This is a genomic window from Acinetobacter sp. YH16056_T, from assembly GCF_024605895.1.
Taxonomy (GTDB): domain Bacteria; phylum Pseudomonadota; class Gammaproteobacteria; order Pseudomonadales; family Moraxellaceae; genus Acinetobacter; species Acinetobacter amyesii.
Window position 1 is genome coordinate 1,218,661 of sequence record NZ_CP094545.1, and the last position, 19,566, is coordinate 1,238,226.

27 protein-coding genes are annotated in these 19,566 nt (G+C 39.8%); 22 read left to right on the top strand and 5 right to left on the bottom strand.

Annotated features, from left to right (window positions below; all coding sequences use genetic code 11):
- Window positions 1–428 precede the first annotated feature (428 nt).
- From MST17_RS06175 to MST17_RS06185, 3 genes are all read left to right on the top strand, one after another.
- Complete coding sequence (locus MST17_RS06175) at window positions 429–1,886, top strand: glyceraldehyde-3-phosphate dehydrogenase (protein ID WP_168379186.1); 1,458 nt, start codon at window positions 429–431, stop codon at window positions 1,884–1,886.
- Window positions 1,887–2,093: 207 nt separating this feature from the next.
- The gene (locus MST17_RS06180; RefSeq protein ID WP_125278388.1) at window positions 2,094–2,468 is read left to right on the top strand and encodes a helix-turn-helix domain-containing protein; all 375 of its coding nucleotides are present in this window, start codon (window positions 2,094–2,096) and stop codon (window positions 2,466–2,468) included.
- A 29-nt stretch (window positions 2,469–2,497) separates the two neighbouring features.
- Window positions 2,498–3,130 (top strand): hypothetical protein, encoded by a 633-nt coding sequence (locus tag MST17_RS06185; protein WP_257218977.1) that lies wholly within the window; start codon window positions 2,498–2,500, stop codon window positions 3,128–3,130.
- 50 nt (window positions 3,131–3,180) lie between these two features.
- Here the strand turns inward: MST17_RS06185 and MST17_RS06190 are convergent, their stop codons facing one another.
- Window positions 3,181–4,377 carry an MFS transporter gene (locus tag MST17_RS06190; RefSeq protein WP_180026330.1) on the bottom strand — a complete coding sequence of 399 codons (1,197 nt, stop codon included), beginning with the start codon at window positions 4,375–4,377 and terminating at the stop codon, window positions 3,181–3,183.
- A 267-nt stretch (window positions 4,378–4,644) separates the two neighbouring features.
- Between MST17_RS06190 and cgtA the strand changes: the two genes are divergently transcribed.
- From cgtA to MST17_RS06280, 19 genes are all read left to right on the top strand, one after another.
- Window positions 4,645–5,859, top strand: coding sequence for an Obg family GTPase CgtA (cgtA, locus tag MST17_RS06195; protein WP_078190204.1), 1,215 nt, complete (start codon window positions 4,645–4,647; stop codon window positions 5,857–5,859).
- Between the two features lie 40 nt (window positions 5,860–5,899).
- A complete protein-coding gene (proB, locus tag MST17_RS06200; RefSeq protein ID WP_078191872.1) occupies window positions 5,900–7,033 on the top strand; it encodes a glutamate 5-kinase in 1,134 nt (377 codons plus the stop codon).
- A 191-nt stretch (window positions 7,034–7,224) separates the two neighbouring features.
- Window positions 7,225–8,346 (top strand): site-specific integrase, encoded by a 1,122-nt coding sequence (locus MST17_RS06205; RefSeq protein WP_180026329.1) that lies wholly within the window; start codon window positions 7,225–7,227, stop codon window positions 8,344–8,346.
- Window positions 8,346–8,945 carry a hypothetical protein gene (locus MST17_RS06210; RefSeq protein ID WP_180026328.1) on the top strand — a complete coding sequence of 200 codons (600 nt, stop codon included), beginning with the start codon at window positions 8,346–8,348 and terminating at the stop codon, window positions 8,943–8,945. The genes MST17_RS06205 and MST17_RS06210 overlap by 1 nt, the downstream gene beginning before the upstream one ends.
- Before the next feature lie 102 nt (window positions 8,946–9,047).
- Window positions 9,048–9,323, top strand: a complete 276-nt coding sequence (locus tag MST17_RS06215; RefSeq protein ID WP_100328749.1) for an AlpA family transcriptional regulator — start codon at window positions 9,048–9,050, stop codon at window positions 9,321–9,323.
- Window positions 9,320–9,538 carry a helix-turn-helix domain-containing protein gene (locus MST17_RS06220; protein ID WP_100328748.1) on the top strand — a complete coding sequence of 73 codons (219 nt, stop codon included), beginning with the start codon at window positions 9,320–9,322 and terminating at the stop codon, window positions 9,536–9,538. Before MST17_RS06215 ends, MST17_RS06220 begins: the two co-directional genes overlap by 4 nt.
- On the top strand, window positions 9,535–9,774 hold the full coding sequence (locus MST17_RS06225; protein WP_180026327.1) for a hypothetical protein: 240 nt from the start codon (window positions 9,535–9,537) through the stop codon (window positions 9,772–9,774). Before MST17_RS06220 ends, MST17_RS06225 begins: the two co-directional genes overlap by 4 nt.
- Window positions 9,771–9,974 (top strand): hypothetical protein, encoded by a 204-nt coding sequence (locus MST17_RS06230; RefSeq protein WP_180026326.1) that lies wholly within the window; start codon window positions 9,771–9,773, stop codon window positions 9,972–9,974. The genes MST17_RS06225 and MST17_RS06230 overlap by 4 nt, the downstream gene beginning before the upstream one ends.
- Window positions 9,971–10,102, top strand: coding sequence for a hypothetical protein (locus tag MST17_RS06235; RefSeq protein ID WP_257223998.1), 132 nt, complete (start codon window positions 9,971–9,973; stop codon window positions 10,100–10,102). Before MST17_RS06230 ends, MST17_RS06235 begins: the two co-directional genes overlap by 4 nt.
- Window positions 10,099–10,413, top strand: coding sequence for a hypothetical protein (locus tag MST17_RS06240; RefSeq protein WP_180026325.1), 315 nt, complete (start codon window positions 10,099–10,101; stop codon window positions 10,411–10,413). The genes MST17_RS06235 and MST17_RS06240 overlap by 4 nt, the downstream gene beginning before the upstream one ends.
- Entirely contained in the window at window positions 10,406–10,714 is a 309-nt protein-coding gene (locus MST17_RS06245; RefSeq protein WP_180026324.1) for a hypothetical protein, read from the top strand. The genes MST17_RS06240 and MST17_RS06245 overlap by 8 nt, the downstream gene beginning before the upstream one ends.
- The gene (locus MST17_RS06250; RefSeq protein WP_180026323.1) at window positions 10,711–12,405 is read left to right on the top strand and encodes an AAA family ATPase; all 1,695 of its coding nucleotides are present in this window, start codon (window positions 10,711–10,713) and stop codon (window positions 12,403–12,405) included. The genes MST17_RS06245 and MST17_RS06250 overlap by 4 nt, the downstream gene beginning before the upstream one ends.
- A gap of 288 nt (window positions 12,406–12,693) precedes the next feature.
- Window positions 12,694–13,059: a hypothetical protein gene (locus MST17_RS06255; protein WP_225876409.1), complete on the top strand. Its 366-nt coding sequence runs from the start codon at window positions 12,694–12,696 to the stop codon at window positions 13,057–13,059.
- 65 nt (window positions 13,060–13,124) lie between these two features.
- A complete protein-coding gene (locus MST17_RS06260; protein ID WP_180026322.1) occupies window positions 13,125–14,087 on the top strand; it encodes a hypothetical protein in 963 nt (320 codons plus the stop codon).
- A gap of 4 nt (window positions 14,088–14,091) precedes the next feature.
- Entirely contained in the window at window positions 14,092–14,805 is a 714-nt protein-coding gene (locus tag MST17_RS06265; RefSeq protein ID WP_180026321.1) for an HK97 family phage prohead protease, read from the top strand.
- Window positions 14,802–15,155 carry a hypothetical protein gene (locus MST17_RS06270; protein ID WP_180026320.1) on the top strand — a complete coding sequence of 118 codons (354 nt, stop codon included), beginning with the start codon at window positions 14,802–14,804 and terminating at the stop codon, window positions 15,153–15,155. Before MST17_RS06265 ends, MST17_RS06270 begins: the two co-directional genes overlap by 4 nt.
- A 235-nt stretch (window positions 15,156–15,390) precedes the next feature.
- The gene (locus MST17_RS17190) at window positions 15,391–15,531 is read left to right on the top strand and encodes an HNH endonuclease (protein WP_373692684.1); all 141 of its coding nucleotides are present in this window, start codon (window positions 15,391–15,393) and stop codon (window positions 15,529–15,531) included.
- Between the two features lie 78 nt (window positions 15,532–15,609).
- A complete protein-coding gene (locus MST17_RS06275; RefSeq protein ID WP_180026318.1) occupies window positions 15,610–15,930 on the top strand; it encodes a terminase small subunit in 321 nt (106 codons plus the stop codon).
- 542 nt (window positions 15,931–16,472) lie between these two features.
- The gene (locus MST17_RS06280; RefSeq protein WP_168379189.1) at window positions 16,473–16,925 is read left to right on the top strand and encodes a GNAT family N-acetyltransferase; all 453 of its coding nucleotides are present in this window, start codon (window positions 16,473–16,475) and stop codon (window positions 16,923–16,925) included.
- Window positions 16,926–16,982: 57 nt separating this feature from the next.
- Here the strand turns inward: MST17_RS06280 and arsH are convergent, their stop codons facing one another.
- Genes arsH through MST17_RS06300 form a run of 4 tightly spaced genes read right to left on the bottom strand, consistent with a single transcriptional unit; the run spans window position 16,983 to window position 19,528 of the window.
- Window positions 16,983–17,687, bottom strand: coding sequence for an arsenical resistance protein ArsH (arsH, locus tag MST17_RS06285; RefSeq protein WP_180026316.1), 705 nt, complete (start codon window positions 17,685–17,687; stop codon window positions 16,983–16,985).
- Between the two features lies 1 nt (window position 17,688).
- Window positions 17,689–18,729, bottom strand: coding sequence for an ACR3 family arsenite efflux transporter (gene arsB, locus MST17_RS06290; protein ID WP_180026315.1), 1,041 nt, complete (start codon window positions 18,727–18,729; stop codon window positions 17,689–17,691).
- A complete protein-coding gene (locus tag MST17_RS06295) occupies window positions 18,729–19,202 on the bottom strand; it encodes an arsenate reductase ArsC (protein ID WP_180026314.1) in 474 nt (157 codons plus the stop codon). Before MST17_RS06295 ends, arsB begins: the two co-directional genes overlap by 1 nt.
- Window positions 19,199–19,528 (bottom strand): metalloregulator ArsR/SmtB family transcription factor, encoded by a 330-nt coding sequence (locus MST17_RS06300; protein WP_180026313.1) that lies wholly within the window; start codon window positions 19,526–19,528, stop codon window positions 19,199–19,201. The genes MST17_RS06295 and MST17_RS06300 overlap by 4 nt, the downstream gene beginning before the upstream one ends.
- Window positions 19,529–19,566: the final 38 nt, after the last annotated feature.

Here is a 19,566-nt window from a genome sequence, read left to right on the forward strand (position 1 = left end):
AGGCTAAACCCTTGATTCAAACCTCAGATGTAAGACTCCGTCGAATAGTTTTAAAAATCATTTAAAAATGTGAAATTATTATTACGAGCTTAACATCAGTAAAAATACTATAAATTGAGCAAAATAAAAAAACAGCACAATTTGAAAAATATAAATATTCGTTCATCTTTGAGCTAAATGTGCTGAGATCTGGTTGATAAAACTACATTTGAAATTTTGTGACAAAAATCTGCGAAAAAGCCGGTTTTTCAACTTTCGGCTATAAAATCATAATACTAATCATGATTATTTTGAAAATTGATAGTGAATATATAACAAAATAACCTTGTCGAAATCTGCTTTTAGATTCATTAATTTTCAGTTTTCCATTACAATTGTGGGGTTTTGAAATTTATGCTTAGATTTACAATTAATTAGAGGACGTATCTGTGAGCAAAGACACTATCGTTGCCCTACATGCAGAGCACCAAGGTCGCTGGAAAAACCGTGAAGAAATCGCGGAACGTATGATTGCCCTAGTGGGTCAGTTATATCGTGAAAAAAACATCGTAGCTACAGTATACGGTCGTTCTTTAATTAACCGTTCGGTTATCCAAATTCTTAAAGCGCATCGTCGTACTCGCGTACTTGACGTTGAACTTTCAGTTGTGAACACTTTCCCAATTCTTGAAGCTTTGGCAAAAATCGAAAACATCGGTACTGCTGAAATTGATCTTGGCAAACTTGCTGTTGAGTTCAAAGAAAAAGGCGGTGATGTTGACGCATTCGTTGCTGACGCTGTTAAATCACTTGAAGGCAATGCAACTAACGTTGAAAACCGTGATGTTGTACTTTACGGTTTCGGTCGTATTGGTCGTATCCTTGCACGTTTGATGATCAGCCAATCTGGTTTAGGCCGTGGTCTTAACCTTAAAGCAATCGTTGTTCGTAAATCATCTGACGGTGACTTAGAAAAACGTGCGTCTTTATTACGTCGTGATTCTATTCATGGTCCATTCGCAGGTACAATTTCTGTTGATGAAGAAAACGAAGCAATCATTGCTAACGGTAACTTCATCAAAGTGATCTATGCGTCTAACCCATCTGAAGTTGATTACACTGCTTACGGTATTAACAATGCACTTGTAATCGATAACACAGGTAAATGGCGTGATTCTGAAGGTCTTGCACAGCACCTTAAATGCGCTGGCGCTGCACGTGTAATTCTAACTGCACCTGGTAAAGGTGACATGAAGAACGTTGTATACGGTGTGAACCAAGCTGACATCCTTGATGAAGATACAATCATCTCTGCTGCAAGCTGTACAACAAACGCGATCACACCAACACTTAAAGTGTTAAACGACAAGTACACAGTGATCAATGGTCACGTTGAAACAGTTCACTCGTTCACGAACGACCAAAACTTAATCGACAACTACCATAAAGCTGACCGTCGTGGCCGTGCTGCTACTTTAAACATGGTAATCACTGAAACAGGTGCTGCTAAAGCTGTTGCTAAAGCACTTCCTGCTCTTCAAGGTAAATTGACTGGTAACTCAGTACGTGTACCTACTCCAAACGTATCTCTTGCAATTTTGAACCTTACTTTAGGTCAAGATGTTGACCGTGAAGAAGTGAATGAATATATTCGCCAAATTTCAATCAACTCTAACCTTCAAGGTCAAATCGGTTATACAAACTCAACTGAAGTTGTATCGTCTGACTTTATCGGTTCACGTACCGCAGGTGTATTTGATGCTCAAGCGACAATCACTTCTGGTAACCGTTTAACTGCTTATGTTTGGTACGATAACGAAGTAGGTTATAGCTGCCAAGTATTGCGTATTGCGGAACAAATGGGTGGCGTAAGCTATCCAAAAATTCCTGCTGAAACGAATGCATAATTTGTGAAAGCTAAAAAAGAGCCTCATTTGAGGCTCTTTTTTATTGTGGAAAATAAAGTTGGCCAATCAGCTTAATAAAATCATATACATTAATTGATGGAAAATTCACCTTGATACGCTCATATGAATCTGTTAGCTTACAAATGGTAAGTACATTAAAAATAGTAAGTAATAACTAAAAACCGTGATCAAGAAAGGAACTCTTCAATGACCAAGTATGCAATCAGTCCATTGTTGGGACAGGTGCTATCTAATGAATGCCCATCCCGTGAAATACTGGAACATCTCACCAATAAATGGTCAGTGCTAGTATTGCGCTGTTTAAGTGAAGGTGTACATCGCTTTAGTGAGCTGAAACAGCGAATTGAAGGGGTCAGTGAAAAAATGCTGGCGCAAACCTTAAAAATGCTGGAGCAAGATGGTTTTATTTTAAGAACGGTGTATCCGGTTGTGCCACCCAAAGTGGAATATCAATTGACCATTACCGGTTCGCAAGCAGCAGAAAAAATAAACTATTTGATTGGCTGGGTAGAGCGCAGTTTGCCAGAGATTTTGGAAAATAAAGAGCGTGTTACTAAATAAAAATTAAATTGCTTTTGGGGAAGCAATAGATGAAAAAATCAGAAAATTTGATTGCGACAGTGTTAGCAGTCTACGCAATTATCTTAACCTTATGCATCGCTATTTATGCAATTTTTAAAAGTTTAGAAGTTGATATTACTTTAGCGACAAATCTTTTGCTTTGGTCGGCGGGGATATTTGCTCCAATAGCGGTCTTAATGACTTACACGAATTGGCGAGAGCAAAAAGGCAGTGAATTAATTGCTGCTCAATCTAAAGATTTAATAATTTATTTAAAGGAATATAAAGCTCAAACTAATAAGCTTCTGGCGCTTGTACTTAATAACTATTTAAATGAATTAGATAATGAAATGATAAAAAAATTTTTAGGTCCTAAAATCGAGCCATGTGAAATCAGAAGGATATGGGGTTCTTTAAGTCCCCTAAGGCAAAATATAAATGATGCTTTGAGTTTTATAAATTTTAATCAAGATAATAAAAAATTAGGAAAACTGATCGACGAATATCGTGAGCTTGCTAGCAAAATTGACTCGCATATATATGGAATAAATAATGAGGAAATCTATCATCAGTTTTTTAGGATAGCATTTTCTGAAAAACTTGATGAATTGATTGAGGAGATGTACGAATATGCGTTATATCGAAAAACATTAAATTTTTAATTAGTAATGAGAAAAGGAATAAACCATTCGATTTATTCCTCATAAAACACTTAATTTTTAACCATCTTATTAAAATCCCACCGATCAATCAGTAAAATTCCAATCGAAAAAACCAAAGCTAGAATCACACAACCCATCCAACCAAAATGCTGCCAGGCATATACTGCACCGAGTGAACCTATAGCTGCACCAGTAAAGTAAATCGTCATATACACCGCATTAATTCGCGAACGGGATTTAAGATCAATCCGATAGACCAAATTTTGATTGAGCACGTGAAATGCTGTTAAACCAAAATATGCCATGAGTACGCCAATCGCATAAATCACGATATTTTGCTGGGCAAAAAATAGAGGGATAGTTGAGAAAAACATCAAAGCAATACAGAGTTTTGCTACAAAGTTTTCTCTACCTTGTCCCACAATTTTACCCGACCAACTTGATGAATAAATCCCGATCACACCAAGCAAGCCAAACAGACCAATTTCAAAATCAGTAAAGTAATATGGCGCACTGCCTAAGACAAAAGTCATAGAGGTAAAAATCATCGACAAAATACCAAAACCCAAAGCACCAGCACAGGCACGACGAATCAGATGTGGATTATTTTGAGCAATGATAAACAACGAGCGGTAAATTCCTATCATTGTTAAACCTGCTTGCGGCGTCGTGTTCGGAAGTTTTTTCCACATGATCATCGCAAAACCTAAAGTGATGATACCACTGGTGAAATACACAGCATTCCAGGACCAATAGGTCGATACAAAGCCTGCAAATGTTCGCGATAAAATGATGCCCATGACCAAGCCGCTCATGAGTTTACCTACAGTGGCTGCGCTGGATTCGGGTGGGCTAATACTCGATGCAAAAGGAATTAGGACTTGTGCCGAAATTGCGCCAAACGTCGCACAAAGGGTAAATAGATACAGCGTGCTTAAGTTGCTACTTAACGATAATAAAATCTGAGAAAGAGCAGCAAAGACCATTAAGCTAACAATGAGTTTGCGCTTATTTAAAAAGTCACCTAGTGGGACCAAGAGCATTAAACCTAAAACATAGCCAATTTGTGCAATCACTACAGTCAAACCAGCTTCACTAGTGCTAATGCCTAAACCTTTTTCAATCGAATAGATAAGCGGTTGATTAAAATATGCTGATCCTGCGCATAGACCACAAGCAAGTGCCATCAATAAAACAAATTGTGATGACAATGGACTGATAGTATTCCTTTCCTTAGGATTTGACATAACAAAAACTCTGATTGCAAGAATTGCACTATATGAAGATGTTACGACAAGCAGAAATAACAAAAAACAACCAACTTAGCGTTGCGAGCTATATGTACATCAGACGATCAATTCAAGCTGGATTGTACTTTTAAAATTTTGATACAAGCTCAAAAAAAATCTGCTTGAAATGCATGATCTTCATGGAATAGTGAATAAATATAGTCGAGAAATTCTTTAAAATATGGCAGAATAAGCGGTTTTAAAGTTTTTAGAGGATTGGCAAATATGCGCTTTGTTGATGAAGCAGTCATTACCGTAGAGGCTGGCGACGGTGGCAATGGCGTAGCCAGTTTTCGCCGTGAAAAATTCGTACCATTTGGTGGTCCAGATGGTGGTGATGGTGGTCGTGGCGGTAACGTATACGTTCAAGCCGACAACGACACAAGTACCCTAGTAGATTATCGTTATACACGTAAATTCCGTGCAGAACGTGCTAAAAATGGTCGTGGAGCGAACTGCTCAGGCCGTGGCGGTGAAGATACCGTATTGCTCGTTCCAGTGGGCACAACAATTGTAGATACAGAATCTGGCGATATCATCGGCGACTTAGTGGCTGACGGTCAGCGTGTGTTAGTGGCAGCAGGTGGTGAAGGTGGTTTGGGTAATACTCACTTCAAATCTTCAACCAACCGTTCTCCACGTAAATGTACACACGGCTCAAAAGGCGAATATCGTGAAATTCGTCTTGAATTAAAAGTACTCGCAGACGTTGGTTTGTTGGGTATGCCAAATGCGGGTAAATCAACCTTTATCCGTGCAGTTTCAGCAGCAAAACCAAAAGTTGCAGATTATCCATTTACCACTATGGTGCCAAATCTAGGTGTGGTTGATGCCGATAGTCACCGTTCATTTGTAATGGCGGATATTCCGGGTCTAATCGAAGGTGCTGCAGAAGGTGCAGGTCTAGGTATTCGATTCCTGAAACACTTGGCACGTACACGTATTTTATTACACATCGTAGATGTTCAACCGATTGATGGTTCTGACCCTGCGTACAATGCAAAAGCAATTTTGGAAGAGTTGAAAAAATTCTCCCCAACGCTTTCAAAATTACCTGTTGTATTGGTACTCAATAAAGTAGACCAATTGGCGGCTGAAACGCGTGATGAATGGTGTGATCACATTCTCGAAGAGTTGCAGTGGAAAGGCCCTGTATTCAAAACTTCAGGTTTAACGTTTGAAGGTACTAAAGACGTTGTGTACTACCTGATGGATCAAATTGAAGAACAGCGCGAACGCGAAACTGAAGATCCTGAATATGCAGCAGAAGTTAAAGCGTTCCGTGATCAGCTTGAAGCTGAAACACGTGAGCAAACGCTTGCTGCGAAAGAAGCATATCGTGAAATGCGTCGTCAACAACGTTTGGCAGGTCAAGGTGAAGACTTTGATGATGAATTTGAAGACGGTGATGATGAGGCAGAATCGTACTACGTACGTTAATTGCTGAATAAGTGTCAAAGCAAACAAGTCTGAGGACAAGATGATAGAAGTGGTAGATGGGCAACGTCAGCTCAAGGGTTGTAAACGTATCGTTGTTAAAATCGGATCATCACTACTCACAGCAAACGGAAAAGGGTTAGATCTGGATGCAATCTCGCATTGGGCGGGACAAATTGCAGAACTACACAATGCAGGACACGAGATCATTCTTGTGTCTTCCGGTGCTGTGGCTGAAGGGATGGTTCGTATGAATTTGGACAACCGACCCACAGATCTACCCAGTCTACAGGCTTGTGCTGCCATTGGACAAATGGGCTTAATTCATACTTGGTCTAGCGTATTAGAACAACGTTCGATTCGCACAGCACAAGTTTTGTTAACGCATGATGACTTGGCAGACCGTCGTCGTTATTTAAACTCTTGTGATGCCTTGCAGCATTTGATTGATTGGCGTGTGATTCCTGTGATCAATGAAAATGACACAGTGTCGACTGACGAAATCCGCTTTGGCGATAACGATACTTTGGCTGCGATGGTGGCTGGACAGGTTCATGCAGACCTCTTGGTGATTCTAACTGACCAAGAAGGCATGTTTGACTCTGACCCTCGTTCCAATCCAGATGCAAAACTGTTCCATACAGTACGCGCAATGGATGAATCATTATTCGATATGGCTGGCGGCGGCGGTAAATTCGGTCGTGGTGGTATGTTGACCAAAGTTCGTGCGGCACGTTTGGCAGCCAAGTCAGGTTGCCCAACAGTCATTGCGAGCGGTGATAGCGACAATGTGCTTTCACGCGTGATGGCAGGTGAATTACTTGGTACCTTATTCATTACCGATAATGACCGTGTCACAGCCCATCAACAATGGTTAGCTGCACATTTACAAACAGCTGGTCGTTTAGTGATTGATGATGGTGCAGTTAAAGCCATTCGTGATAATCACCGCAGTTTATTACCTGTAGGTGTGAAAGCAGTTGAAGGGCATTTCGAACGTGGTGATGTGGTGGAATGTGTCGATACACAAGGTCATCGTGTTGCCGTCGGTCGTGTAAACTTCAGTTCACGTTCGGCAGAAATCGTCAAAGGTTTGGCCTCAGATAAGGTTCATCAAGTTTTAGGGGAAGCCCGATCACTTGAAATGATCCATCGCAATCATATGGCTATTTACTAGCAAAAACATGCACTTACTTGCAGTGTATAAAACACTATGAAAGTGATTGAAAATCAATATTTTTATATCATTTTGTACTGTTAAGCAATAACAAGTAATTTCATTGAAACACCGTACACATGGAGGTTAAACTGGAGGTTAAATCAGTCTAACCTCTTTTTTTATGTGGTTCTAACCTCCATAGGTGTGCAATGCTTACTAAACAACAGATTGAAGCTATAAAGCCAAAAGAAAAGCTGCTCAAGGTCAGTGATGGTGACTTGCTTTATATATTTACCTTTCCAACTGGAAAGAAAGTCTGGAAGGTGCTTTATACGCTTGATGGGAAAAAAGGGACTATCACAATAGGCGAGTATCCGCTTATCTCTATTAAAGAAGCACGATTGAAACGTGATGAAATAAAAATCATGCTAGCCAGTGGTATAAGTCCAGGTCAGAAAAAGAAAGAAGAAAAGCAAAAGCAGCTTGAAGGCATGAGCTTTAGAGAGTTGATTGAATCTTATAGGGATGTTGTAGCTCCCACTCATAAAGGATATATACAGGAAGTTGCTTCTCTCAACTTATTTATCAGGTTGTTCCCTAAACTTATGCAGAAGCCAGTTAGCCAAGTGGATCAGCTCGATATGATTGAGTTTAGAAATGAACGCCTGAAGATGGTCAAGGCTGCAACAGTTAAGAGAGATTTAGGCTTGCTAGGTGGTGTGTTCAAATATGCACGACAGGAGCTTCGTATCATCACAGGTTCACCATTGACCGATATTTCAAAGCCAAGCGAATCAGATCATAGGGACAGGCGCATCTCTCAGAATGAAATAGATCAGATTCTAAAAGCATTCAGTTATCACCCAACATTCCAACCAGTGAATAAAAAACAACAGACCGCCTGGGCATTTTTATTTGCTATCGAAACGGCAATGAGAGCCAGCGAAATCGTTGGTATGAAATGGATGAATATCACTGATGATTATGTGCTTTTGCCTGATACAAAAAACGGTAGTTCGCGGAAGGTTCCGCTCTCCATGAAAGCAAAAGAATTGCTGGAGTTGATGAAGGGAATCCATGAAGAAACAGTTTGTACTCTCACAAGTGCAAATACTTTATCGAGCTACTTTTGGCAGGTCGTTACTGAAAAACTAAAAATTGAAGATTTAAATTTCCATGACACCAGGCATGAGGCCACCACAAGGCTATCCCAAAAGCTACCAGTTCAAGACTTGGCAAAAGTCACAGGACATAAAGATTTAAAAACGCTGATGAAGTATTACAACCCAACTGCTACAGAGCTGGCGAATAAAATTAATGGGGTGGGGTGATGGCTAGAAAAAGAGAAAAACAATGTGATGGCGGTTTTTTGAATACCTCTATATCTGAGCAGAGCTTATATTTATTTGATGGCTTGAATATTGATAGGCAATCTTTTTTAAATGATGCTGGTTTGATTCTAGGTAGATCAAAACTAGATATTCAGGTCAGAGAAACAAGGAATTCAGCGCAGGAGGATGTTATCCACCTTGAGAAAATGGAGAGATTAATTAAAAATTTAGTTGATGAAATTAACCTAACATCATTAAATCAAAATGCTTATATGCTTGAAGCCTGGTACAAGATGGGGCTAAGTAGCTTACTTGATGAAGAATTAAAATCCTCATTAATTAAATATCAATGCTCAATTATTTACTCAAAAGAAGAAATCAAAAAATATTCTAATTTAAAGGGAAGAAATACAAATCATATTGAGGCTAATCTTATCTGCACAATAAATTTTCTTTTTGAAAAGTGTAAAACTGGCAAGGTTAAGGCTGAAGATAAATATAGTTTTATTAGTGATTTTTTACGGTTAAATCAAATACCAACAGTACCAAAAGATATTGATAAGATTAGAAAAATTATAAGTAAAAATAAAAACAGGTAGTTATTCAACTTAAAGAGGCTGATTTTCTGCCCTGATGCACAAATCTTAGAAAAACGACACTGCACCTATGCAATAACGCATAACGTAATAGAAAGGTGCAGTATGCAAACACGCGAACAATTCTATCGAGCTAAACAAATCGCTTCAGCTCCAGCTACTCCCGAAAAAATCCACGTTTATAAGACTGGCGAAAATGCTGGAAAAACCCGAAAACTAAATGCCAAGCCAGCACGACAAGGTATTTTGCCAATCTCAGAAAAAACTCTATGGACTTGGACGCGTGAAGGTAAATTTCCGCAGCCGATCCGCATGGGTGGCAATGTCACTGTCTGGAGAGCTTCAGACGTTCAGAAATGGATTGAGGAGCAATCAGCATGAACAGCACCCAATTAAAGCAAGTCCTGGCACACCTCAAGCAAGGCAAAACTATCTCCCAGGCTGAAGCTATCGACCTTTTTAACTGCTACCGCCTGAGCGCAATTATTCAGCGTTTACGGTGTGCAGGTTACGACATTGTGACCCACTACGAGCGCAATAACTCAGGTATTGGCCGTCATGCACGGTATGAGCTTATTAAAGAGGTGGCGGCATGAAAGATTTTGTATTGGCTTCATACCGACCAATGAAAGACGCAGAAACCGAGGCACATTTATTCGTGAATGATGAATCAATGGTATTTGTTGAACTTGATGCGGTGGACGGTGCAGAACTGGAGATTTTAGCAACGCATGAAAAGTTGATGAAGAATCCCGATGCGGTGGACGTTGTGATTTTTCACTATGGCAGTTTAAAGACCTTGTTCGACAAATTGACAGAGGTGGCGGCATGAGCCAAATCATAGATTTTAAATCCGAAACTCAAGCCGACAACCAACCCATGACCGATGACGAAATGCGGTTAGCCAATATTTACGATGTTGCAGTCGGTTTAATTATTGATATTGAGGAAGGGCGCATCTTCTCAATGGCAGAAATCAAAGAGCAAATGATTGAAGTGCTAGAAATCATACAAGAGGAGTTTGATGTATGAAAAACAATCATAAGCACTATCTGAAATCACTTGTTGAATACATGAAGCCATTGGCAGCAGAAAGCTACTATTTTAAAAACTTCAAATTATCCCAGCAGCACCAGGGTATTAAAGGTGGGAAAAAATGAAACTATTTGAAAAATTCACATTGCAAAGACCAGATCATATTGGTTATAGTTCTCTTGCTTTGAGCAAAATCTCAAAGTTAGCTTTAGCAGGCTATAATTCAAAAGGCGCACAGTCCTTAAAGGACTTTTTTTGTGCGTATTCTCTCTATGCGTCTGCGTATCTCTATGCAGGCTTTGGGGGGTGGACACCTTCGGGTGTGCTGGTTTCCTTTTGTGCCAGTCTGCTAACCAACCCTCAGAGCTTGCACCAATCATTTAGCAGTGAAGTGCAAGCTCCAAAACTTACAAAAGGAGCGCATTCTCATGCCTAATCAAATCAATTCTACAAATACACCTAAAAAATATGATGTTCGTGACATGCACGACCTAGCTTCATTATCCGAATCAGATATGAACTGGATGTACACAGCAATCAGCCATATTAGAAAAGAAGTAATGAAGTTAAACAAGCTGGCAGAGAGTGGAAAAGAAGTCAGCCAGTATCATTTTTCTGAATTGGTCACTCATTTAGATATGTATGAATATTTAGCAGAAGATCGACACCGCAACCATGCTAAAGAGGCAGAAGCATATAAGACTGAATGGGAGAAAATGAAAGGGGGTGCGGAATGAATACAAAAGCATCCTGGGATACTACAGGCGATCTATTGGAATCCATTGACCCAAAGCCACAAAATGCAATTTTTTCTCACACTCATAACTATACTAAAAATGTAGTAGAAAGTTATTCACTGCATGATTTTGATTTAAATGTGTTGGTGCAAAATGAGGAAAAAGGAAATATCAGAACCGTGGCGGATGAAACGATCTATAAAGGTCGTGACATTTCTGGGTATAAAGCTATCCCTTTATATGATTTTGAAAGCTGGCAATTAACAGGTTATCAATTATTAGATATCAAAAAGAAATCCCAGTCGATTAAAGTCGGTGCTGGGATTCCAGTATCCAATATTAGCAATTCAAACCCATCAAATTTTATTGCTACCGATAATTTAAATCTATTTTTTCGGTTATCGCAACTTAATTATGTTTCTGTCTTTCATAGAGAGATTCGCACGGCTTTTGAATTGGTCAATAATTATTTTGATGAATGTAAGCCGAGGGTTATTGCTACTGATAAAAAGTTAGAATTTGATGCTGATTTAAAGATTCATTTTGATGCAGATGTATCCAGATTAACAAATCAGGAAATTAAAATAGCCTTACAAAGCAAAAATGATGAAATTAAACCAACAAGCCCTATTTCATCGCTCCAAATTGTAAATATGGCAAACATACAGGCTCAAGCTATTAATTGGCTATGGTATGGCTGGTTGCCACTTGGAAAAATGACTATTTTGGCGGGTGCTGGTGGTTGTGGAAAAACAAATCTATCACTTGCATTGATTGCAACAATAACCACAGGTGGAAGCTTTCCTGATGGCTCAAAGTGCGAGAATGTTGGGAAGGTATTAATTTATTCTACTGAGGACGATCCAGCGGATACCTTGCTACCGAGGCTGATGGCGAACGGTGCTGATGTAAGTAAAATTGATATTATTGCAGGTCGCATTAATGACAAAGGTGAAAATGAGCCTTTCGACCCTTCGCAAGACTTTCCAAAGATTGAGCAATATATAAAAGCCAATCCTGATATTAAATTATTAATGATTGATCCAATTGTATCTGCCGTTGGTGGCGACATGAATAAGGCCAATGATGTCAGAAAGTCACTACAGCCATTAGTTGACCTGGCTAATGAATACAAATTTGCAGTATTGGGTATTACTCACTTCTCAAAAGGTTCAGCAGGAAGTACGCCAGCGGATCGAATCATTGGTTCGCAAGCATTTACGGCACTGGCGCGAATGGCTTGGAGTGCTGCTAAACGTGAAGATGAGGGGGATTGTATTTTAGTTCGTGCTAAGAGCAATAACTCAATCCTAGAAGGTGGTGTCCGTTATCAAATCGAATCAGAAACAGTTTTAGATAATATTGAAACTACAAAAACAGCTTGGCTTGGTACAATCGAAGGTACTGCAAAAGAATTATTGAACGAAGCAGAATCGACAGAGGGTAGCGGTTCGACAGTAGATTTAGCCAAAGAGTTTTTGATTGATCTTTTAAGCCCAGTCGAAAAAATGCCAGCTTCGGAGGTGCAAGAAGAAGCTAAAAATGCTGGTTATAGTGTGGCATCTATCAGACGAGCAAAAGACAATTTAAATATAAAACCATTCAAAGAGGGTTCGGCTTGGTACTGGAAATTGCCATCAATTTTTAAAGACGTTCCAGAAGTATTGCCTGAACATAAACAACGCTACTAACCTATGAGCATCTTGAACACCTTGAGCATCTTGAAGATAACTTATTGAATTATATCAATAATGAAGATGCTCAAAGGGTAAATGCTTGAGCATCTTAATGAGCACCTTCATTTCTAATGAAAATCATGTACTTACATGGAAGATGCTCAACATGCTCAACATGCTCAAGGTGTATAGACCTAAAAAAGCTCCCGAAATAGGGAGCTAATTTAGCGAAAAAAATCACTGCATATAGTGCATATAGATAGTGGAATGTTGCAGGGCGAAAGTCAAGTTTATGAGGTATAGATGATGATGTTACCTATTGAGGTTATCGAGTCTGTTTTATATGAGAGTGGAATAAACAGAGCCAAAACAAGAGAAATAATAGAGCGTTCCAAGTTGGTTATGTCGGAGCGTTTAATTGATATTCAGCCATATATGAACAGCCTTTATATGAAAGCAATAGAATTGGGAGTGAAGCCAGCAGCAAATGGTACGATTTCAGAGCAGCAGGCAGTTAAGTTGCTGGGAAAATCAAAAGCATTTTTTAGGGTGGCTAGACTGCAAAAAAGATTAACTCCAGATTGTGTACTGGTGGGCAATGAGTACAGATACACGATTTATAACATTGCCGAATACTTGGCTAAACGAGATAGTTATAAGGCGTTATAAAGCCAAAACATAGAATAATAATTAATCTCTATATTTACTCATATCTTTTATATGAGTATTTTTTTATGAAAACCAATGTCACCACCTTAGTTAAAAGCATATTTGCTCAACGTCAGGCAGAAAAAGGGCATATTTCCCCACAAGAAGTAGCGGTCAAACACTTTGGCGCATCTTCAGCCGTTGCTCAGATGATGGCATCAAAAGGATTCACAGACCCAACACAGGCGGATTATGCAGCCATTGCAGCCAGTCAGCAGTTTATTAATTTAGTAAAAGAAAAAAGTTTGATTGGTCAGATACAGTTATTGGGTAAAAACCTATACATGCCACTAAATAAACCTCTTAGTGCCTTCGACTTGGCGCCTTGTGAGGTCGTTCCGCAAAAAGAACCTACTAAAATTTTGACTGAAAAATCTAAAATTGGAATTACTTTAGATTTCAAAAAAATTGGTGGCTATGCAATCTTTCCAGAGCGTTATTTTGAAAGCGACACTTACAGCCTGGTAGAGCCATTGATTAACACAGCTTTAATTAATAGCTATGTTGCTGGCGAGAATGCAGACTTTATCGAATCCGTTACAACAGACGCGACCACAGTCACAGCAACAGGCTCCACAATGCCGACACTACTGGCAGACATTACCAACGCCTTAGCTTCGATTGATGACCCACAGGACGCAATCCTACTGCTTAATCCGTTCACTGCTTTAAATATTGCGAATGAATTAGAGCTAGATAGCCTGGGTGTAAATGGTGGATCAATCCGAGGTATTCCAGTTATCACAAATAAATCAGTAAATGAAAATCAGAAGATTGTACTTGATCTAACCAAGCTCATTTTTGCCACCGATCCAACTGTAGAAATAAAACTTACTAATGAAGCCACAGTTACCACGATGACAAATGAGCCAGTTTATTTATTCCAGGAAAATAAGGTGGCGATTAAAGTAATGGGTATTAATGGCTACAAGTTCCTAGATGGATATAAAGCAACAGTGATTGAGGATGCTGAAGTGGTAGGAGGTTGATGATATGGAAAAAGCCTATTCAACATTGACAATAAAGTCAGTAGATAACGAAAAGCGAATCATTAAGGGGATGGCCTCCACCATTTCACCAGATAGGGCAAATGATATTGTTGAACCCAACGGCATGGTATTTGACCTACCTTTTCCTTTTCTTTGGCAACATGACCACTCGAAGCCTATTGGCAATGTAGTTGCTGCAAAGCGTTCCAGTAAAGGTTTAGAAATCGAGGTGCAGATTGCAAAAATCAAAGAGGCTGGAAGTTTAAAGGATCAGGTAGACCATGCCTGGAATGCAATCAAGGAAGGTTTAGTTCGTGGTTTAAGTATTGGCTTTAGACCTTTGGATTATGATGTTCGTTCAGGTGGTGGCATTCACTACACGGCTACCGAGATTTTTGAAGTATCAGCCGTAACAATCCCATGTAATGCTCAGGCCACAATTACCGAGATTAAGCGAGCATCTAATGCAGGGGTGCGGTTATCGGGATCAGGACATAGGACTGTTAAATTAAATACAGGCGGTGTGAAGTTATCACCAGTCAGTGCGGATATTGTAGCGGATGGATTAAGCCACCAGGAGAAGCTCCTAGCTGCTCAACTGGCCTATGCCGATCCAGTGAAGCGCAAGAGCTTGCTGGAGCCATTCATTAATGAGTTTGGTGAAGATAAAGCCAATAAGGTTCGATTGATGGCAGACAGTTTAAGGGGTGACTTATGAAACCAACATTTAAAACTAGAATGATGGCAATGCTACCGAAGAATGATTATAAGTTCCTCGAGTATTCTGTAGAGGTGCTTCAGCATAATGGCCGACAAATGAAGCCTCAAGAAACGGACTTTATATCCAGTGTGCAAAGGCTTCCACCTGAAGGAATTGCAGAGGTGCTGTGCTTATGGGAGAGCCAGGAGAATAAGCTGGAATTGGTTAAGATTGCTATGTTGTTTCATATTTATCGAAATGACTTTGATGCTTATCTGAAGAACAATAGAAGCAATCCGAAAGTTAAAAGAGCTTTTGAAATATGGGGAAGGATTAAAAGCAATCAGACCCGATCCTTTAAAGCATAGTTATTCAATACAGGTGGTGGGCTGGTCCCATCACTTTTTTATTTAGGGTGGAGTAATGGCAAGATTACCAACATTAAAACCACGGCTTCAGGTAGCAAAGACCAAGCCACGGATCGACCAGGTGCAGAGAGGGACAGCTCGATTATATGGCAACACTTGGCAGCGGATCAGACAACAGGTATTGCTTGAAGGTGAATACACTTGTGCTAAGTGTGGCAGGGTCAGCATGTTTGAGATGGAAGTAGACCACATAAAACCGTTATGGATGGGTGGATCGAATAACCTGAATAACTTACAGCTATTATGCAAATCACCTTGTCATGAGTTAAAGACAGCAGAAGAGGCGACCTTGAGAGGTGTGGGGGGCCTTGATTGATAAAAAAGAGAAGTATTTGTCGTTAATCGCCCACCTCCACATTCGCAAAAAAAATTGCCTTTTTAGGAATGTTTACCGATGGAGCTAACCAAGAAAAAACAGAAATTTATTGAGGGTATCAGGCAAGGCATGAATCGAAAGGAGGCTGCTATTTATGCTGGATGCCCTGAAAAATCAGCAAAGCAGCAAGGCTATAGGTTGATGCAAGATAAACAGGTGAGGTTTTATCTGGAGAGAGATATACAACCTAAAAATATTAACATTCCAGAGATTATTAACAATTCAACCGATCCGCTTGAGTTGCTCAGTCAATTTATGAATGATGAGCTGGTGGATATGCACACCAGACTGGAGGTAGCTATATTTTTACTACCTTATTTCCACTCAAAACACGCCTGAATTGACTATTTATTGAACTTGATGTATTCGCGCACGCGCGCGCACAACACTGCTAATTTGTGGTTCTAGGGCTTAAAATCCCAATAGAATTAAGATGAGTTTACCAGGGCGGTTCCTTATCTTTGATGTGCTGAAGAACAATAATCCCCCCAGTGGTCAAGATAACCATACCTGAGCCACTAATAAGAGGAGCAGCTTATTTAAAATCTCCAACTGCGGTCAAATAAACGCGACTGGATGCACGGTGCTTCAATTAAAAGTATTTCGTGATTTTTTAGAGTGCTGGAGGTTAGGATGGAGGTTAAAATTTAATACCTAAAATAAAATATAATAAAAACATAATGTTAAGCATTGAATAAATCGCAATCATATGGCGATTTACTAAATTGAAAGATCAAAATCCTGCTTCCGAGCGGGATTTTTTATGGCATGCCATTTGAATATAACGATAAAAATAGTAATAAGACGAGAAGAATATGAGCTAAATTTAATATTTAAACCTTCAAGATCTAAAAGATGAGCAGGCTCAACTGTGCGAATTATTGGCACAATGTGTGCAAGATGGTGCATCACTGGGTTTTTTAGCTAAAGAATCTAAGTCGCACTATGATGAATATTGGTCTGCTGTGACAAAGGATATTCAAAAGCATAAAACCTTTTTGTGGGCGGCGCTACAAAGCGGTGAAATTGTGGGCACAGTACAATTGGTTCGTGCCACCAAAGCCAATGCACTGCATCGTGCTGAGATTGAAAAACTTATGGTGCATCCAAAGGTACGTCAGCAAGGCATTGCTCACCAACTATTCACACTTGCAGAAGATAAAGCAAAACACTTGAACTTGAAATTACTTGTACTTGATACGCGTACAGGCGATGTCTATGAAAAGCTATATGAAAAATTTAACTTTATAAAAGCTGGGATCATTCCGCAATTTGCATTGAGCCATACGGGTACATTAGATTCAACGACATTATTTTATAAATTATTAGTTTAAGTTGAAACGGATGGATATTTTAGACCAAAACTCCTGTACAGATGCAGGAGTTTTTCATTAAAGGTTCTTTTGATTAACTCGTTTAGAGAGTTCTTCCGCACTTTCAACTCGTTCAGAATAGCGATCTGTGAGGTAGGCAGATTGACCACGTGTGAGTAGGGTAAATTTGTATAATTCCTCCATCACATCGACAATGCGAATGTAATAGGAGGAAGGTTTCATGCGATCATTTTCATCAAACTCTAAAAATGCTTTTGCAACGGAAGATTGATTTGGAATCGTGATCATCCGCATCCAACGCCCAAGGATGCGCATTTGGTTAACAGCATTGAAGGATTGAGAACCGCCACTGACTTGCATTAACGCCAGCGTTTTACCTTGAGTAGCACGAATGGCACCTGCCGCTAAAGGAATCCAATCAATTTGTGCTTTCAATATAGAGCTCATCGCACCATGTCGTTCTGGCGAACACCAAACCATGCCTTCTGACCATGTAAGCAATTCATGTAATTCCTGAACTTTGGGATGTGATGTTTCAGCATCTTCAGGCAGAGGAAGACCTTTAGGATGAAAGATTTTGACTTCTGCACCAAAATGTTCAAGGATTCGACCCGCCTCCAATACCGTTAAACGGCTAAATGAGCGTTCACGGTTAGAGCCATATAGCAGCAGAATGCGTGGCGGATGTTCAAGTGCTTTAGCTTGAACTTGTTCAAAACGCGGTGTTTCAAGTAGATCTAGTTGAATATTGGGGAGCTTCATTTTAGTTCTCTTTATACCATTTGCATTTTAACCATAGCGATACACTCACTAATGCAATAAGCACAGGCACTTCAACCAATGGGCCAATAATCGTGGTAAATGCAATCGGAGATGCAATGCCAAAGGTGGCGATGGCAACAGCGAGGGCAAGTTCAAAATTATTACCCGCTGCGGTAAAGGATATGGCAGTGGTTTTGGCGTAATTATTACCCATCCATTTGCTCATCAAAAAGCTAATGAAAAACATCACCACAAAGTAGATCGTGAGGGGAATGCCAATACGCAGTACATCCATTGGAAGGCTCAAGACATCTGCACCTTTGAGGCTAAACATCACCACAATGGTAAAGAGTAATGCCATTAAACTGATGGGGCTGATTTTGGGTATAAATTGATTTTTATACCAAGCCAGACCTTTTTGTTTTACCAATATGGCACGCGTCAGGAAACCGAGCAGGAAGGGAATACCTAGATACACCAATACTGCATGTGTGATGGTCCAAAAGCTGACTTGGATCACTTGTGCTTCTATACCAAAATAAGGCGGTAAAAAACTCAAAAAGAACCATGCGTAGGTACTAAAAAATGCAATTTGGAAAATACTGTTAAAGGCCACTAAAGCCGCTACGTATTGGTTATCCCCACAAGCGAGATCATTCCAAACCAGAACCATTGCAATGCAACGTGCTAAACCAATCAGAATCAAACCGGTCATGTATTCAGGGTAGTGTTGTAAAAACACGATCGCCAAAATAAACATCAGGCAAGGTGCGATTAACCAATTTTGAACCAGTGATAGGTATAAGGTACGTTTATCTTTAAACACTTCAGGCAGCGCTTTGTAATCCACTTTGGCCAAAGGCGGATACATCATCAGGATTAAACCAATGGCAATCGCAATATTGACATCACCGATATTGAGTTGATTTAAAGCTCTTGAAGCACTTGGAATATAGACGCCAATCGCAATGCCTAGCCCCATTGCGATAAAAATCCATAGCGTTAGATTGCGGTCTAGAAATGACAGTTTTGCAGCAGCCATTATTGGATCTCTGAAATTTTTTGGATTTCTAGGTTGAGTTCTTCACGACTTAATTGCGTAAAATCGAGTGCAAATAAAGCATCTAAACGGCGGTTAATATGCGCCACGGTATCAAGAAATGCTGCAAGTTTTATTTCATCTACAAGCTCTAAATGGGAAGGATCTTCTAAGCCCCAGTGGGCTTTGATGGCAGAGCCTAAGTAAATTGGGCAAGCTTCTTGAGCGGCAGAACCACAGACGGTAATTACCACATCGGGTTGGTATTGTTCACATGCTGCGATGGTTTTACTCGACAAACCCTCAGTCGGTAGATTGAGGTTTTGTAGGGTTTTCAAGGTAAACGGGTGGACTTGTCCTGAAGGTTTACTGCCTGCGCTATAGGCACGGAAACCTTCAGGGGTACGCTGGTTAAAAAGAACTTCGGATAAAATGCTGCGGCAGCTATTGCCAGTACATAGAAATAAAAAATTCATAGGGTGTCACACAATGTTGTCGTGTTTTTTGGGAAATTCAAATCGAGGTCTTTAAATCGTTCTTGGTGACGCATGACATCAATTATTTGTGTACACCAAGTAGGCAGTGCAGGGTGAATGGAGTAATAAACCCATTGACCTTTACGCTGATCACTCAGCACACCTGATGAACGCAGTAAAGCCAAATGACGTGAAATTTTGGGTTGGCTTAATTCAAGGTACTCAGTGAGTTCACAGACGCAGAGTTCACCTTTACATGCCAACAGCATGATGATGTTCAGACGAGTCTCATCTGCAAGTAATTTGAAAAATTCAGTCTGTTCCATGTTTATCTGCTTATATGGATTTACATATATCTTCACAT

Excerpts from the sequence above, each read along its gene's own strand:
- MST17_RS06180 (WP_125278388.1), top strand. The coding sequence starts at position 2,094 with ATGACCAAGTATGCAATCAGTCCATTGTTGGGACAGGTGCTATCTAAT.
- MST17_RS06185 (WP_257218977.1), top strand. The coding sequence starts at position 2,498 with ATGAAAAAATCAGAAAATTTGATTGCGACAGTGTTAGCAGTCTACGCA.
- MST17_RS06190 (WP_180026330.1), bottom strand. The coding sequence starts at position 4,377 with ATGTCAAATCCTAAGGAAAGGAATACTATCAGTCCATTGTCATCACAA.
- cgtA (WP_078190204.1), top strand. The coding sequence starts at position 4,645 with ATGCGCTTTGTTGATGAAGCAGTCATTACCGTAGAGGCTGGCGACGGT.
- proB (WP_078191872.1), top strand. The coding sequence starts at position 5,900 with ATGATAGAAGTGGTAGATGGGCAACGTCAGCTCAAGGGTTGTAAACGT.
- MST17_RS06205 (WP_180026329.1), top strand. The coding sequence starts at position 7,225 with ATGCTTACTAAACAACAGATTGAAGCTATAAAGCCAAAAGAAAAGCTG.
- MST17_RS06210 (WP_180026328.1), top strand. The coding sequence starts at position 8,346 with ATGGCTAGAAAAAGAGAAAAACAATGTGATGGCGGTTTTTTGAATACC.
- MST17_RS06215 (WP_100328749.1), top strand. The coding sequence starts at position 9,048 with ATGCAAACACGCGAACAATTCTATCGAGCTAAACAAATCGCTTCAGCT.
- MST17_RS06220 (WP_100328748.1), top strand. The coding sequence starts at position 9,320 with ATGAACAGCACCCAATTAAAGCAAGTCCTGGCACACCTCAAGCAAGGC.
- MST17_RS06225 (WP_180026327.1), top strand. The coding sequence starts at position 9,535 with ATGAAAGATTTTGTATTGGCTTCATACCGACCAATGAAAGACGCAGAA.
- MST17_RS06230 (WP_180026326.1), top strand. The coding sequence starts at position 9,771 with ATGAGCCAAATCATAGATTTTAAATCCGAAACTCAAGCCGACAACCAA.
- MST17_RS06235 (WP_257223998.1), top strand. The coding sequence starts at position 9,971 with ATGAAAAACAATCATAAGCACTATCTGAAATCACTTGTTGAATACATG.
- MST17_RS06240 (WP_180026325.1), top strand. The coding sequence starts at position 10,099 with ATGAAACTATTTGAAAAATTCACATTGCAAAGACCAGATCATATTGGT.
- MST17_RS06245 (WP_180026324.1), top strand. The coding sequence starts at position 10,406 with ATGCCTAATCAAATCAATTCTACAAATACACCTAAAAAATATGATGTT.
- MST17_RS06250 (WP_180026323.1), top strand. The coding sequence starts at position 10,711 with ATGAATACAAAAGCATCCTGGGATACTACAGGCGATCTATTGGAATCC.
- MST17_RS06255 (WP_225876409.1), top strand. The coding sequence starts at position 12,694 with ATGATGATGTTACCTATTGAGGTTATCGAGTCTGTTTTATATGAGAGT.
- MST17_RS06260 (WP_180026322.1), top strand. The coding sequence starts at position 13,125 with ATGAAAACCAATGTCACCACCTTAGTTAAAAGCATATTTGCTCAACGT.
- MST17_RS06265 (WP_180026321.1), top strand. The coding sequence starts at position 14,092 with ATGGAAAAAGCCTATTCAACATTGACAATAAAGTCAGTAGATAACGAA.
- MST17_RS06270 (WP_180026320.1), top strand. The coding sequence starts at position 14,802 with ATGAAACCAACATTTAAAACTAGAATGATGGCAATGCTACCGAAGAAT.
- MST17_RS17190 (WP_373692684.1), top strand. The coding sequence starts at position 15,391 with ATGGAAGTAGACCACATAAAACCGTTATGGATGGGTGGATCGAATAAC.
- MST17_RS06275 (WP_180026318.1), top strand. The coding sequence starts at position 15,610 with ATGGAGCTAACCAAGAAAAAACAGAAATTTATTGAGGGTATCAGGCAA.
- arsH (WP_180026316.1), bottom strand. The coding sequence starts at position 17,687 with ATGAAGCTCCCCAATATTCAACTAGATCTACTTGAAACACCGCGTTTT.
- arsB (WP_180026315.1), bottom strand. The coding sequence starts at position 18,729 with ATGGCTGCTGCAAAACTGTCATTTCTAGACCGCAATCTAACGCTATGG.
- MST17_RS06295 (WP_180026314.1), bottom strand. The coding sequence starts at position 19,202 with ATGAATTTTTTATTTCTATGTACTGGCAATAGCTGCCGCAGCATTTTA.
- MST17_RS06300 (WP_180026313.1), bottom strand. The coding sequence starts at position 19,528 with ATGGAACAGACTGAATTTTTCAAATTACTTGCAGATGAGACTCGTCTG.